This is a genomic window from Blautia sp. AM28-27 (assembly GCF_003480905.1).
Classification (GTDB): Bacteria; Bacillota; Clostridia; order Lachnospirales; family Lachnospiraceae; genus Fusicatenibacter; species Fusicatenibacter saccharivorans.
The window spans coordinates 395061-408278 of record NZ_QUJK01000002.1; the positions used below are offsets into that span (position 1 = coordinate 395061).

14 protein-coding genes are annotated in these 13218 nt (G+C 49.0%); 13 read left to right on the plus strand and 1 reads right to left on the minus strand.

The features are described from left to right. From DW743_RS05975 to DW743_RS06030, 12 genes are all read left to right on the plus strand, one after another. Complete coding sequence (locus DW743_RS05975) at positions 1 to 1026, plus strand: 4Fe-4S dicluster domain-containing protein (protein WP_055227522.1); 1026 nt, start codon at positions 1 to 3, stop codon at positions 1024 to 1026. Further along, positions 1027 to 1881, plus strand: coding sequence for an FAD/NAD(P)-binding protein (locus tag DW743_RS05980; RefSeq protein ID WP_022461174.1), 855 nt, complete (start codon positions 1027 to 1029; stop codon positions 1879 to 1881). Between the two features lie 16 nt (positions 1882 to 1897). Further along, positions 1898 to 2572, plus strand: coding sequence for a 2Fe-2S iron-sulfur cluster binding domain-containing protein (locus tag DW743_RS05985; protein ID WP_055265389.1), 675 nt, complete (start codon positions 1898 to 1900; stop codon positions 2570 to 2572). 14 nt (positions 2573 to 2586) lie between these two features. Continuing rightward, entirely contained in the window at positions 2587 to 4197 is a 1611-nt protein-coding gene (locus tag DW743_RS05990) for an FAD-binding protein (protein ID WP_117509211.1), read from the plus strand. A gap of 136 nt (positions 4198 to 4333) precedes the next feature. Next, positions 4334 to 5176, plus strand: a complete 843-nt coding sequence (locus tag DW743_RS05995) for a fumarate hydratase (RefSeq protein WP_055265393.1) — start codon at positions 4334 to 4336, stop codon at positions 5174 to 5176. A gap of 2 nt (positions 5177 to 5178) precedes the next feature. Next, a complete protein-coding gene (locus tag DW743_RS06000) occupies positions 5179 to 5742 on the plus strand; it encodes a Fe-S-containing hydro-lyase (protein WP_117509210.1) in 564 nt (187 codons plus the stop codon). A 144-nt stretch (positions 5743 to 5886) separates the two neighbouring features. Continuing rightward, a complete protein-coding gene (locus DW743_RS06005; protein ID WP_022461179.1) occupies positions 5887 to 6207 on the plus strand; it encodes a hypothetical protein in 321 nt (106 codons plus the stop codon). Between the two features lie 315 nt (positions 6208 to 6522). After that, the gene (gene larB / locus DW743_RS06010) at positions 6523 to 7275 is read left to right on the plus strand and encodes a nickel pincer cofactor biosynthesis protein LarB (protein ID WP_055219567.1); all 753 of its coding nucleotides are present in this window, start codon (positions 6523 to 6525) and stop codon (positions 7273 to 7275) included. Continuing rightward, positions 7268 to 8593: a nickel pincer cofactor biosynthesis protein LarC gene (gene larC, locus DW743_RS06015; RefSeq protein WP_117509209.1), complete on the plus strand. Its 1326-nt coding sequence runs from the start codon at positions 7268 to 7270 to the stop codon at positions 8591 to 8593. The genes larB and larC overlap by 8 nt, the downstream gene beginning before the upstream one ends. Then, positions 8590 to 9765, plus strand: coding sequence for a flagellin lysine-N-methylase (gene fliB / locus DW743_RS06020; protein ID WP_055265399.1), 1176 nt, complete (start codon positions 8590 to 8592; stop codon positions 9763 to 9765). The genes larC and fliB overlap by 4 nt, the downstream gene beginning before the upstream one ends. An 85-nt stretch (positions 9766 to 9850) precedes the next feature. Beyond that, on the plus strand, positions 9851 to 10498 hold the full coding sequence (locus DW743_RS06025) for a YczE/YyaS/YitT family protein (protein ID WP_117509208.1): 648 nt from the start codon (positions 9851 to 9853) through the stop codon (positions 10496 to 10498). Between the two features lie 137 nt (positions 10499 to 10635). After that, on the plus strand, positions 10636 to 11121 hold the full coding sequence (locus tag DW743_RS06030; RefSeq protein ID WP_022461910.1) for a cytidylate kinase-like family protein: 486 nt from the start codon (positions 10636 to 10638) through the stop codon (positions 11119 to 11121). 74 nt (positions 11122 to 11195) lie between these two features. Here the strand turns inward: DW743_RS06030 and DW743_RS06035 are convergent, their stop codons facing one another. Then, positions 11196 to 11987 carry a DUF975 family protein gene (locus tag DW743_RS06035; protein WP_117509207.1) on the minus strand — a complete coding sequence of 264 codons (792 nt, stop codon included), beginning with the start codon at positions 11985 to 11987 and terminating at the stop codon, positions 11196 to 11198. 295 nt (positions 11988 to 12282) lie between these two features. Between DW743_RS06035 and DW743_RS06040 the strand changes: the two genes are divergently transcribed. Continuing rightward, the gene (locus DW743_RS06040; protein WP_226906353.1) at positions 12283 to 13194 is read left to right on the plus strand and encodes a GTP pyrophosphokinase; all 912 of its coding nucleotides are present in this window, start codon (positions 12283 to 12285) and stop codon (positions 13192 to 13194) included. Positions 13195 to 13218: the final 24 nt, after the last annotated feature.

Sequence of the window (13218 nt, forward strand, 5' to 3'; positions counted from 1 at the left end):
ATGTATCAGATTAGCAGAGAAAAAATGCCGGAGCTCCTTGCCGCTGTTGCAAAGGAGATGGATCTTTTCCTTCCGGTACAAAACAATGGAATTACCAATTTCGGTTTCTGGACCGAGGACGCGAAAGTGGATCTCGATACCTTAAAAACCGTAAAATCCCCAAAAGACGCCTTTTTCCCGCAGAGTGAAGTTCTTTACTCCTGCTATCAGAAGGCAAACAAGACCAGCATCGAGCCGGCAGCATTAAAAGATGCGCCGTTCGCTATTTTCGGCGTTCGTCCATGCGATGTCCGCGCTTTCGATGTTCTGGACCGCGTATTCTTAAGCGAGCCGGCTGACGTTTACTATGCAGCAAGAAGAGAGCACGGCATTGTGGTTTCTCTTGCATGTCATGAGCCGGAAGACAGCTGCTTCTGCAAGACCTTCGGTATCGATGCGGCAGAACCGCAGGCTGATGTTGCGATGTGGCAGGTAGCTGACGGTTATGCATGGGAAGCAAAAACCGAAAAGGGTGAGAAGCTGACAGAGCTTGTGAAAGAATACCTTACCGAGCAGGATCTTGCAAAAGAGGTTGAGGCTGAAAAAGAAGCCATCCGTACCCTGATCGACAAGATGCCAAACAGCAATCTCTCCCTCGAGGGATGGGGCGTAGGCAAGACAAAAGAGCGTTTCGATGATCCGAAATGGAAAGAGCTTTCCGATGCCTGCTTAGGCTGCGGAACCTGTACGTTCTCCTGTCCGACCTGCCAGTGCTATGATATCAAGGATTTCAATACAGGAAACGGTGTACAGCGTTACCGTTGCTGGGATTCCTGTATGTACTCTGACTTTACGATGATGGCAGCAGGAAACAACCGTACCACACAGATGCAGCGTTTCCGTCAGCGTTTCATGCACAAGCTGGTTTACTTCCCGGACAACAACGATGGAATGTATTCCTGCGTCGGATGCGGACGCTGCGTAGAGAAATGCCCGCAGTCGCTGAATATCGTAAAAGTCATCAAACGCATGGGAGGTACCAAGTAAATGTGCAATTGTAGTTGTGGAAGCGAAGAAAAGAAAAACGCTTTGCTGCCGCAGGTCGGTATCATCACAGATATCCGCCGCGAAACACCGGACGTAAAGACATTCCGTATCGTTCGTCCGGACGGCACCAAGCTGTTTGAACATATGCCGGGCCAGTGCGCAATGCTCTGCGTGCCGGGCGTTGGAGAGGCGCTGTTTTCCATTACATCCTCCCCGACAAACAAAGAGTACCAGGAGTTCTCCATCAAGGAGTGCGGTACTTTAACAAACTATCTTCATAATATGTCCGTAGGAGATGAAATCCTGGTTCGTGGACCGTACGGAAATCATTTCCCGGTAGAAACTGTATTAAAAGGACAGGACCTGCTGTTCATCGCCGGTGGTATCGGACTTGCTCCGCTGCGTTCCGTGATCAATTACGTACTGGACAATCGTGACAACTACGGTACCGTAGATATCGTTTACGGTTCCCGTTCCAAAGACGATCTGGTACAGTTAAAAGAGATCCAGGAAGTATGGGCGAAAGCAAAAGATGTCAACGTGCATCTGACGATTGACCGTGAGCAGGAAGGCTGGGACGGTCATGTAGGATTCGTTCCGAATTATGTGAAAGAACTGAACATGTCCGTTGACAAAACAGCTCTGATCTGCGGACCGCCGATCATGATCAAATTTGTTCTTCAGGGACTTCAGGAACTGGGCTATGAGAAAACACAGGTTTACACTACTTTGGAGCTTCGTATGAAATGCGGTATCGGAAAATGCGGCCGCTGCAACATCGGAGATAAATACGTCTGCAAGGACGGCCCTGTTTTCCGCTGCGACGAGATTGACGAATTACCGAACGAATATTAAACGGAGGTTGAAGAAAATGCAGGAAATGGTAAATATTTACGTTTACGGCAAAAAGTATTCCGTACCTGGCGATCTGACCATCATGACCGCTATGGAGTACGCCGGATATCAGTTAAAACGCGGATGCGGATGCCGTCACGGATTCTGCGGTGCATGTGCGACCATCTACAGAATCAAAGGAAAAAATGAACTGAAAACCTGTCTGGCATGTCAGACACAGGTAGAAGACGGCATGTATATCGCAAGCCTTCCGTTCTATCCGATCGACAAGAGAACATACGATATCGAAGAGATCAGCGCAGAGCAGAGAGTCATGATGGATCTGTATCCGGAAATCTACAGCTGCGTTGGATGTAATGCATGTACCAAAGGATGTCCGCAGAGCCTGAACGTTATGCAGTATATTGCATACGCACAGAGAGGCGACTTCAAGAAATGTGCAGAAGAGTCCTTCGACTGCATCGGCTGCGGAATCTGTGCATCCCGCTGTCCGGCTGGTATCTCCCATCCGATGGTAGGAGAGCTGGCAAGACGTCTGAACGGAAAATACATTGCTCCGAAGTCTGAACATGTAAAGAACCGTGTAGCAGAGATCAAAGAAGGAAAATTCGATGATCTGATCGAGCAGGTTATGCAGAAACCGATCGAAGAAATGCAGGAACTTTACAACAACCGTGAGATCGAGAAATAAGGAGGGAATTTCTAATGTATACACTGGCCAATATGCAGGACTCTATTAAAAAGGTAGAAGCTACCAGAGCCCAGAGAATGGCAACAGAGCCAAGAAGAATGACAGCGGATGAGAAAGATGCCCTTCTTGCAGCATATCATCCGGACTATAAAGAGGAAGGCTTCATCACCCTGAAAGTCGGCCCGAACAAAGGTGAGAAAGTTCCGACAGAGCTCGGCTATCTGCTGGAGTCCAACAGCCGTATCTTAGGTGTTGACATCGACCTTGACAAAGTAGATTACGACGTAGATGTACTCGTTATCGGTGCCGGCGGAGCAGGTTCTTCTGCAGCGATCGAGGCACATGAGGCAGGCGCTAACGTTATGATCACAACAAAACTCCGTATCGGTGATGCAAACACCATGATGGCTGAGGGTGGTATCCAGGCAGCAGACAAAGAGAATGACTCCCCGGCACAGCATTATCTTGATGCATTCGGCGGCGGACACTTTGCTGCAAGACCGGAACTGCTCCGCAAGCTCGTAATGGAAGCTCCGGATGCAATCTCCTGGCTGGAAAACCTCGGCGTTATGTTCGATAAAGATGAGAACGGCCGTATGGTAACAACACACGGCGGTGGAACATCCAGAAAACGTATGCATGCGTGCCGTGACTACTCCGGAGCAGAGATTATGAGAACTCTGCGTGATGAAGTCATCAACCGTGGTATTCCGGTCGTTGAGTTCTCATCTGCAGTAGAGCTGATCAAAGACGATAAGGGACAGGTTGCCGGTGCTGTTCTCCAGAACATGGAGACCGGAGAGTACCAGGTAGCAAAAGCAAAAACTGTCATCATCGCAACCGGTGGTGCAGGACGCCTTCACTACAACAACTTCCCAACCTCCAATCACTACGGTGCAACCGCTGACGGTCTGATCCTCGGATACCGTGCAGGTGCTCCGCTTCTGTATCAGGATACCATTCAGTACCATCCGACCGGAGCTGCTTACCCGGCTCAGATCTTCGGTGCTCTGGTAACCGAGAAAGTACGTTCTCTTGGTGCAATGCTTGTAAACGTAGACGGCGAAGCTTTCATGCATCCGCTGGAAACCCGTGACGTATCCGCAGCAAGCATTATTCGTGAATGCTCCGACGACCGCAACGAGGGCGTTGAGACTCCGCAGGGCAAGGCTGTATGGCTGGATACCCCGATGATCGATCTGCTTCACGGAGAAGGAACCATCGAGAAGAGAATTCCGGCTATGTTCCGTATGTTCATGCAGTATGGTATCGATATGAGAAAAGAGCCGATTCTGGTTTACCCGACCCTGCATTATCAGAACGGCGGTCTGGAAATCAACGGCGAAGGCTTCACCAATACGGTAAACAACCTGCTTGTAGCAGGCGAGGCTGTCGGAGGAATCCACGGAAGAAACCGTCTGATGGGCAACTCTCTGCTTGACGTTATTGTATTTGGCCGCGATGCAGGAAAAGCTGCTGCAGCAAAAGCAAAAGACGTAACGCTTGGCAAGATGAATCTGGATCACGTTGAGAAATACGCTGAGACCTTAAAAGAGGCAGGTATTGATACCGGTATGGTATCTCCGCAGCTTCTGCCGAATTATGCAGGTAAAAGACACCTGTAAAATGCAGTAACCGCGAAAAAGCGTGTCGGAAGGGGGCGGCGTTTAAAAGCCGCTTCCGGGACACGCTTTCCGTGCTGAAATCCAAAAGGTTTTTCGGTACGATAAATCATAGAAGTAAAGAAAGGTGGAGAACCCCATGCGTGAAATTCAGGCTAGTACCATTACGGATGTGGTAGAGAAACTTTGTATCGAAGCAAACTACCATCTTCCGGAAGACGTAAAATGTGCCATCACAGGCTGCCGTGCCTGCGAGGATGGCGAGATTGCAAAAGGTGTTCTGGACAAAATCGTAGAAAATTATGAGATCGCAGACGCACAGAACGTGCCGATCTGCCAGGATACCGGAATGGCATGTGTTTTCCTGGAAATCGGACAGGATGTGCACATCGCAGGAGGAGATCTTGCAGAGGCAGTCAACGAAGGTGTCAGAAGAGGATATGACAAAGGATACTTAAGAAAATCCGTTGTCAAAGATCCGGTCAGAAGAGGAAACACCGGCGACAATACACCGGCTATGCTCTACACCGAGATCGTTCCTGGCGATCAGATCAAAGTAACCGTAGGCCCGAAAGGCTTCGGAAGCGAAAATATGAGTATGATCCGTATGTTCAAACCGTCCGCAGGTCTTCAGGGAATCAAGGATTTCATCCTGGAAGTTGTTGAGACAGCAGGCCCGAACCCATGCCCGCCTATGGTAGTCGGCGTTGGTATCGGCGGAACCTTCGATAAATGTGCACTGCTTGCGAAAAAAGCACTGATGCGCCCGATCGATTCCGAGAACCCGGATCCGTTCTACGCAGATCTGGAAAAAGAAATGCTGGAGAAAGTCAACAAACTCGGCATCGGACCGCAGGGCTTTGGCGGAAAAACCACAGCCATCGGCCTCAATATCGAGACAATGCCGACTCATATTGCGGGAATGCCGTGTGCAGTCAACATCAACTGCCATGTTACCCGTCATAAAACGGAGGTGATCTGATCATGGAAAAACATATTCAGCTGCCTTTAACAGAAGAACTGGCAAAAACACTGCATGCCGGAGATACCGTATATCTGACCGGAACTATCTATACTTCCCGTGACGCCGGACATAAGAGAATGTGTGAAGCGCTCGCAAGAGGAGAAAAAATCCCGTTTGATCCGACAGACGCTACGATTTACTACGTAGGACCGACCCCTGCAAAACCAGGCCAGGTCATCGGATCTGCAGGTCCTACCACCAGCGGCCGTATGGATGCGTATGCTCCGACCATGATGTCCGTAGGCGCAAGAGGAATGATCGGTAAAGGCGCACGTCTTCCGGAAGTTGTAGAAGCCATGAAGAAATATCATGGCGTATACTTCGGAGCCATCGGCGGAGCCGGCGCACTGCTTGCAAAATGCATCAAAAAAGCAGAGCTGATCGCATACGAAGATCTTGGCGCAGAAGCACTTCGCCGTCTGGAAGTAGAAGACATGCCGCTTTTTGTTATCATCGACTGCGACGGAAATAATCTGTATGAGATGGGAAGAAAAGAATACTTAGAAGCGCATAAAGAAGACTAAAGGTTACATTTGTAACGACGAAATACAAGAGAGACCATAGACCCGTCTGATTATTTCAGACAGGTCTCAAGCTGAAAAGACATCAGGGCATTAACACTTGCAAGCGACTTTCGGCAGAAAAAGAAATGAAAGAGGAAGAAAAACATGACTGTAGAAATGATAAGCCACTTACTGGAAGCACTGATGATCCTGTGCTTTGGCCTGTCCTGGCCGCTGTCCATTTATAAATCCTGGACTTCAAGAACAGCAAAAGGAAAGAGCCTTTACTTTGAGGTGTTCATCTGGATCGGATATATTTTCGGTATTGCTAACAAATTTATCAGCTATATGAACAATCCGGACAAAGACTGGATCTTTTTCCTTGCATGGGCTTTCTATTTCCTGAACATTGCAGAGATCACCGTAGATATGGTGCTGTACTTCCGCAATGTAAAACTGGATAAGAAAAGAGAAGCAGAGAAATAAAGCAGCGGAATACAGTTAAACTTACAGAATCCCCGGCGGTGCGGCATTTGAGGCGGCATCGGCGGGGATTCTTATTTCTATACGATGACTCACACTGCGAAAAGAAAACATTGCGGGAACGCAGAAAGCAGGGTATACTTGTGTATAGAATCTGCTTGACTTAAAGTGCACTTCATAGTTTAAAATAAAGAAAGCTGGAGATTTGCGGTGTCAGAAAAGAGAAGGTTCTGACAAAGCAGAGGTTTCGGCTTTCTTTTTATGTTGTATCGTATTTGGGTGTGAAAAAAAGGAAAAAACGAAAACGAGGTGAATGCTTTGGAGGCAAGAGAGGTATTAGAAAAAGTAAAAAACAACGAAATCTCGATCGAGGAGGCAGAGAAATATTTCAAAAAAGAGCCGTTCGAGGAGATGGGATATGCTAAGCTGGATACGCACCGTGAAATCCGGAGCGGATTTGCGGAGGTCATTTTCTGTGCGCGGAAGGCGGATGAACATCTGCTGAAGATTTTTACGCGTCTGTACGAGCAGGATGGGGAGGTCTTCGGAACGAGAGCCAGTGAGCATCAGTATGAGCTGATCCGCGAAAAGTTTCCGGAAGTGGTGTATGATCCGCTGTCGCATATTTTAAAAATAGAAAAGAAAGACAAGAAGCGGATCGGAAAAATTGCGGTCTGTACGGCTGGAACTGCGGATATTTCCGTTGCCGAGGAGGCGGCGCAGACCGCAGAATACTTCGGTGCAAACGTTGAGCGTATCTACGATGTCGGTGTGAGCGGTATCCACCGCCTGCTGTCGCGTCTCGATACGATTCAGAGCGCCAACTGCGTTGTAGCCGTTGCCGGAATGGAGGGGGCGCTGGCGAGCGTGCTCGGCGGCTTGGTGGACAAGCCGGTGATTGCTGTTCCGACATCCGTTGGCTACGGGGCCAGCATGAACGGTCTTTCGGCGCTGCTTACGATGATCAATTCCTGCGCGAACGGAATTGCCGTCGTGAATATCGACAACGGCTATGGAGCCGGATATATTGCAACACAGATTAACAGAATGGGAGTACATCAAGATGAGTAAAAGTTTATATCTGGAGTGCGGGAGCGGAATCAGCGGAGATATGACCGTTGCAGCGCTGCTCGACCTGGGAGCAGACCGGGAAGTACTGGAGAAATCACTGGAAAGCCTGAAACTGCCGGGATACGAAATTGCGATTACAAGAGTGAAAAAGTCGGGGCTGGATGCCTGCGATTTCAATGTGATTCTGGATGCAGAGCATGAGAACCATGATCACGATATGGCGTATCTGCACGGGGATGGGGCGGAAGTGCATGACCATCCACATGATCACGAGCATCATCATGACCACGAGCATGCGCACAGCCATGACCACGATCACACAGGGGAGCATCATCACCATCATGAGCACCGCGGGCTGCCGGAGATTCTTGCGATTATCCGCAGCGGCGGTCTGACACCGGGAGCAAGAGCGCTGGCGGAGCGGATTTTCCAGATTCTTGCCGAAGCGGAAGCAAAAGCCCATGGCGTTCCGCTTGATCAGGTGCATTTCCATGAGGTGGGAGCTGTCGATTCCATCGTTGATATTGTGGCTGCCGCTGTCTGCCTGGATAACCTGGCGCCGGATGAAGTCATCGTGACGGGTCTCAGCGAGGGAAGCGGCTTTGTCAGATGCCAGCACGGCATGATCCCGGTTCCGGTACCGGCTGTTTTAAATATCGTACAGGCACATGGCCTGACCCTCGTTCCGACCGGAATCCAGGGTGAACTGGTCACACCGACCGGAGCAGCCATTGTTGCGGCAATCCGTACCAAAGAGACACTGCCGGCATCCTTCAAATGTACCAGAACAGGTCTTGGCGCCGGAAAACGGACGTATGAGCGCCCGTCACTGCTGCGTGCAATGATGCTCGAAACAGAAGAAAACGACGAGAAAGATACGATCTGGAAGCTGGAGTGCAACATTGATGACTGCACCGGCGAGGCGCTCGGCTACTGCATGGGAAAACTGCTGCGATCAGGCGCAAGAGATGTCCATTACATCCCGGTCTATATGAAGAAAAACCGCCCGGCTTACCAGCTGGATGTAATCTGTGATGATAAAACGCGGGAGACGTTGGAAAATATCATATTCGCCGAGACCACCACAATCGGCATCCGCCGCTGCCGGATGGAGCGCACCGTGATGAAACGCGAGTTTGCGACAATCGCAACCGAGTACGGCCATGTGACAGTCAAGATCTGCCGCCACGGCGAGATCGAAAAAATTTACCCAGAGTACGAGAGTGCCGCAGTAATTGCAGAAAAAAGCGGCATGCCGGTCGGCGAGGCTGGTGCGTGGATCGTACAGAAATATAAAGAAGGAAACAAAAAAGCATGAGATATTTAAAACCACATTTTTACGACCAGTTTGTATGCACCGCCGGAGACTGCCCGGATACGTGCTGTGCCGGCTGGCAGATCGTGATCGACGAGGATTCCCTGGAGCGGTATGGAAATGAGAAGAGTGAGTTTGGAAAGCGCCTGCGCAATTCGATCGACTGGGAGGAAGAGTGTTTTTACCAGAACAACCGCCGCTGTGCCTTTCTGAATGATGAAAATCTCTGCGATCTTTACAAGGAACTGGGGCCGGATTCCTTATGTGACACCTGCCGCCTTTACCCGCGCCATACGGAGGAGTACGAGGGTCTGCGTGAATTATCCCTGTCCCTTTCCTGCCCGGAAGCTGCACGGATTATCCTGTCCTGCAAAGAGCCGGTGCGTTTTCTGGAGGAGGAGACCGACGAGGAGGATGATTTTGAAGAGTTTGACTTCATGATGTTCTCCCAGCTGGAAGACACGAGAGATGTTTTGTTCCGGATTCTGCAGAACCGCGAACTGCCGCTGCAGGAGCGCATGACGGCGGCAGAGCAGCTCGCAGAACAGTATCAGATCTGTATGGAGGAGCAGCGGGAGTATGATATCGATGACCTGCTTCGGAAGTATGAAAAGCATCTGGAAGAGGGAACCTTAAGCGAGTGCGTGGCGGAGAGCCTTGCGGAAAAAGGTGTGGATGCTGCATCCTTTCATGCATATGACCGCCAGGTGAAGGAACTTGCCGTTCTCCGCGGTCTCGAGCGTCTTCGTCCGGAATGGGATACTGTGCTTGACGGCACAGAAAAAGCGCTGTATCAGAACGGAGAAACCGCTTATCAGGCCATCTGTGAAGAATTCCATCGCACCTGGGGCGCTGCAGGTGAACGCCGTGCAGAGTGGGAAAACATCGGTGAGCAGCTTTTGATGTTTTTCGTCTACACCTATTTCTGCGGCGCCGTCTATGACGATATGGTCTGTTCCAAAATGGAACTCGCGCTGTTCTCTGTCCGTTGGATTCAGGAAATCCTGGTTGCACGGTGGCTGGAAAATGGAAAAACGCTTTCCATGCACGACATCGAGGAGCTTTCCTGGCGCTATGCGCGTGAGGTCGAGCATTCCGATGATAATCTGAATGCGCTTGAGGACTGGCTTTTTGAAACTTATGCACCAGAAGGCTGTGTGCTGGAGGAGGAGTAATCCTGCATCCGATAGACTTACTGCACATTTTCCCTGATGTGTGTTAAGATAGAAGCGTTGTTACAGAAAGAAAAGAGGGAAAATTATGCAGGAAAAACAAAAGAAATGGATTCTGCGCATTGCGCTTTATCTGATTGGAATTATGGTGCTGGCACTCGGTATCACACTGAATACGAAGACGAACCTCGGCGTATCGCCCATCATCTCCATGCCGTACGCCGTGGCACAGATCTTCGGCTATGAAACAGGAACCGCCGTCTTCGTGGCGTATTTGATCTTCATCGTATTACAGATCGTACTGCTGAAAGGAAAATTCCCGCCGTTCCAGCTTCTGCAGGTTGCCGCAAGTTACCTGACGAGCGCCTTTATCACCATCTTCGACCGGATTTTCCCGGCACCTGACCAGATGGGAATGCGGCTTCTCGTTCTTGTCCTTGCCATCATTCTTACGGGAATCGGCGCCGCTGTGACCGTAGACGTCAACATCGTCCCAAACCCGGCCGACGGCCTGGCAAGAGTTCTCGGCGAGCGCTGCGGAAAGAACATGGGTTTCGGAAAAAATCTTTTTGATTTCTCCGCCATCGTCATTTCCCTTGCGATCGGCCTCATCGATGCCGGCCGCCCGGTAGGAATCGGAATCGGCACTGTTATAGCCATGGTCTGCACAGGAAGAGTCATCGCGGCATTCAATCATTTCGCAAAAAAGAAAATAGAAGAAATCACCATCGCCTGAGTGATCCATGCCCCTGTCGAAAAACCTTGAGTTTTCGGTGGGGGTTTGTTATAATAAAAGACAGCGAAAGAAAAATTTTTTGATTTGTCATAAGGCGTTTGTTTGCGTTATGAGAAGTGCGAAGGAGGAAGTGGCAAATGAACTTAGTTATTACGATGAGCCGCCGGTTTGGTACTGGGGCGAGTATTATTGCGAAAGAACTTTCCGAGAGACTGCATATCCCGGTATATGATAAGGACGATGTAGAGCACGGCATGCGTGAAAATGCCTTTGAATCTGAGGCGGATGCGATCCGCGAGCTGGCGAAACAGCCGTGTATTATCATTGGACGGTGTGCTTCGGAGTTTCTGAAAGATAAAAGCAACGTCATCAATATTTATGTCTGCGCGGACAAAGAGGACCGGATCAAACGTATCATGAAGCTGTTTTCCCTGACAAGAGAGGCGGCTGAGGTGATGCTGGAAGAGACAGACAAGCAGCGTGCCGAGTATTATTATAAAAATACCGGAAAGACATGGGGCGATGTCAATAACTACCATATGATCCTGAATACCTCGGATCTTGGCATCGAGAACTGTGCCGATATTCTGATGCGGTATTTTGAAATGAAAGATTATATCTAAGAGATATTTAAAAAGAAATACATAAAAAATCAGGTGCTTCCCGAAAAAGAGAAGCACCTGATTTTTTGTGCGGTTTAGTAAGCCTGATACGTATTGCCATAACTCCGGCTGGAGAAGTAATTCTGTTTCAGAACCAGGAACAGTTCGGCATCGGTTGCATATTTGTACGGATACAGATAGAAAATACCGACAAGATTGCAGGTGATTCCGGAAAGAATATACCATCCGATAAAGGAGAGATCAAGAATAAATGTATTCATCTTTTCACCGTTCATCATTTCACGGCTGATGCGGAATGCTTCTTCGGTCGAAAGTTCCGGGTAGTCGGCGAGAAGATAAGGAACCATGCGGTATTCATAAGCTTTCACAATTCCAGGAATCAGAAGAAGCAGCGACCAGAGGAATATATAAAGATTTTTTAAAAACAGAGTCCACACAGTTTTTCCATAGTAGCCGTTCTGGAATCCGAACAGTATGTTGCCAAGTCCCGCTTTTTCCATCGAGTTTTCAATGAAAAACCTCGAGCCTCCTACCTCAAATGGTGCAAGAACAAAAATACGGATCAGAATAAAGGCAAGACCAATGACAAGAAGTACAATGCCGCTGAAGACAGTAAAAACAAATTTAACCGGTCCAAGCGGGGTGAATTTTTCTGCAAAGGATTCCACATTGAAGTTATCGGAAGAAATCGTAAATCCAGATATACCGACCGAGTTAGTCTGATTGCTGTCATTGTTGGAATTTCCAGAATTAGAAGTACCGCTTCCGACCAGCAGAGTCAGAATCAAGGCGGCTACCACACAGATCCAGTAATTGCGTAAAAATGCGGCTTTTCCGCGGGTTTTCAGTTCCTCTCGAGTCCACATAAAAAAGACCTCCCTCTTAATGTAAGTGTAAACAGCAGACAATTCTGCCAAGTCACGATTATCTTACCATGGGGCAGGTGAAACATCAAGACAGCTTAAGGAAAGTTTAAGAAATTGGCAGAAAGATTAAAGTGGAAATGTGCATTCTTAAATAAAGATTTTACTTGTGAAGCGGGGATGAATGTGCTATAATCTCTCCGGTGCGTCAGAACGCAGCGGGGCCGGGTTTCTCCGGGGTGCGTTCTGAAAAAAAGAAACCTGTACGTTGAATTGACAAAGAGAGCGAGGAATCTACGTGTATCTGACAAAGGACGAGTTTTTGCAGAAATTCGGAATTCTGCCGCAGGAATTTGAGGAAGCAGATATTTCCTGGGAAGAACTGCTGGAAATTGCGGATGATTATGAACGGCGCCGTCCGACGCTGGAAAAGATCCGAAAAGAATTTGTGGCAGAGTTTTTGCAGGACAAGGAAAAAGAGATCGGACTGCAGTCGTACCACAGCCGTCTGAAGGACACCGAACATCTGGTGGAAAAGCTGGTGCGCAAGCGCCTAGAAAATTATGCAAAGTACCGGAAAATGGATTCGACAAGCTATATGCGTTACGTGACAGATCTGATCGGAATCCGGGGACTTTTGCTGTATCGGGAGGACTGGGTAAACTTCCATAAATACATTACGCACTGGTTTAAAAATGATCCGGAGAAATACATCCGTGATTACGGCCGTGACTACGACCAGAACGCATCGGGCTATATGGCAGAGCCGCCGAAAGTCCATACAAGACTTGGCGATTACGCCGACATTTATGTGAACTGGATTCCGGAGGAGAACATTCTGGACCGGAAACATTACCGTGCGGTGCATTACATTGTCGTTTACCGCGGCGTCTACATTGAAATTCAGATTAAGACGCTGTTCGAGGAGGGCTGGGGAGAGATTGACCACAGCATTCTTTACCCGCGGCGCAAGGGAAACGCCATGCTGACAGAGTTTTCCGAGCTGCTGAACCGTCTGGCGGGCATGGGAGATGAGATGGGATCGTTCTACCGCCGTCTCCAGGTTGTGCCGGATGAGAAGTTCCAGAGCAAGGAAACGATCGTGCGCAAGCGTGAATTAAAACCGCAGGTCAAGGCAGCGGTGGAAAAACGCGATCTGAATGAAATTCATACGATGGATGATGCCGTCTGGAGCATACTGAAAGAATAAAACTGCTTTTCAGACATGGGAAAG